We start from the raw sequence: 1,601 nt of genomic DNA on the forward strand, positions 1-1,601 counted from the left end.
CGCCCCACCAGCCGGCATGCGCGTCTGCCTCGGCATGGCGGTCGCGCCACCGCGACATCAGCACGAAGGCGCTGATCGAGCCCATGAGGGTCAGCATCTCGAGCCCGAAGAGCGACCAGCTGGCGGCCATGTCGACGGTCAGGCCGAAGGGCGCCAGCGTCTCGGTCGCCCGCCACCAGGCGTAGCGCAGGGCCAGCGCGATGGCGATCGCGAAGAGCACGATCCGGTGGGACGCCCGGCGCGAATCGATGAGCGACGGCAGCACTAGCGCAACGCCCGCCGCCAGCAGCACGTACATGAACGCCGATCCGAGCTCGCTCAGGTGCGGAAAGGCGAACATCTCAGCTCCAGAGGCCGCGCAGCCAGTCGAGCGGACGGGTATCGAAGAACGCCCGCCCGGTCCGCCCGATGGCGCAGCCGAGGTCCGGGTCGGCGGTCAGCTCGGGCACGAGCAGCGTGACGTCGTAGCGTTCGAGGTGCTTCTGGCTCGGCGCGACGGCGAGGTGTTCGTAGATGGTCGCGGCGCCGCTGCCGGCCAGCCGGCTCACCGTCGCGTCGAAGACGCGCGACTGGTTCTCGAAGCGGAAGGTCGCGGCGTCGCCCACCTGCAGGTCGTTGTAGACCTGCTGGGGCACCGACAGGGTGACGATGGTGCTGGCGCAGTCGACGATGCGCAGGATCGGGTCGCCGCGCTGCACGGTCACGCCGTCCGCCTCGAGCACCTCCCAGAACCGGCCGGTGACGGGCGACATGATCTCGCCCCCGGTCAGGCCGTTGACGTGCACCTGCTCGCGGCCGATCCGGGTCTCGACCGCGGCGACGCGCGCCGCCGCCTCGGCCGCGGCGGCCTCGAGCGCGGCGATCTCGCTCTCGAGTTGCGTCGCGCGCTGCTCGGCATTGGGGGAATCGTTGTAGCCGTCGCCGAGGAAGACACCGGCCTCGGCCGAGCGCAGCGCGATCTCGAGCGTCTCGACCCGTTCGCGCGCATGTTCGAGGACGAGCTCGGTCACCAGCGGCTCGGCCGGCAGGCGGTCGGGCGTCGTCTGATCGACCGCATCGACGCGGCGCTGCGCCTCCTCGCCTTCGGGCACGCCCCCCTCCTCAAGGATGGCAAGCCGGTTGCGCGCGCGCTCGAGCCGGGTCCGCAACTCGGCAATGCGTTCGGTCCGGTAGCGTTCGGCGCGGTCCGACAGCGCCGCGCGGATGGCCTTGGTGTCCTCGAGCGCGGAGCCGAGACGCTCGGCCTCGGCCTGTTCGAACGCGAGCTCCATCAGCAGGTCGTCGAGCCGCATGCGGTCGACCAGCGGATCGGTCACCGTGGCGACCACCTCGCCCTCCTGCACGCCCGCGCCGAGCGCGCGCTCGGGCATCTCGAGCGTGCCGGCGACGTCCGAGCGCAGCGTGACGACCCGGGCGTTCAGCACGGCATTGGCGCTTGCCCCCGTCATCTGCTCGCCCACGATCACCCACAGCGCGACGACGATGGCGACAAGTCCGATGATGAGGCGCGTGTATTTCATGCAAACGATCCCGATTGTGGTGTGGTGGCCGGTACGGGAATGCCGCGTTCCCTCACCGCGAGCAAGTCATGCACGCGGGGG

1 protein-coding gene and 1 pseudogene are annotated in these 1,601 nt (G+C 70.9%); both read right to left on the reverse strand.

The annotated features are described in order from the left end of the window. Window positions 1-340: pseudogene (locus RISW2_RS22810) on the reverse strand (Curdlan synthase); the annotation flags it as partial. A 1-nt stretch (window position 341) separates the two neighbouring features. Further along, window positions 342-1,520: an HlyD family secretion protein gene (locus RISW2_RS22815; protein ID WP_043775708.1), complete on the reverse strand. Its 1,179-nt coding sequence runs from the start codon at window positions 1,518-1,520 to the stop codon at window positions 342-344. Window positions 1,521-1,601: the final 81 nt, after the last annotated feature.

Source organism: Roseivivax isoporae LMG 25204 (assembly GCF_000521865.1).
GTDB lineage: Bacteria > Pseudomonadota > Alphaproteobacteria > Rhodobacterales > Rhodobacteraceae > Roseivivax > Roseivivax isoporae.

Coding starts and splice junctions, on each gene's coding strand:
- RISW2_RS22815 (WP_043775708.1), bottom strand. CDS start 1,520: ATGAAATACACGCGCCTCATCATCGGACTTGTCGCCATCGTCGTCGCG.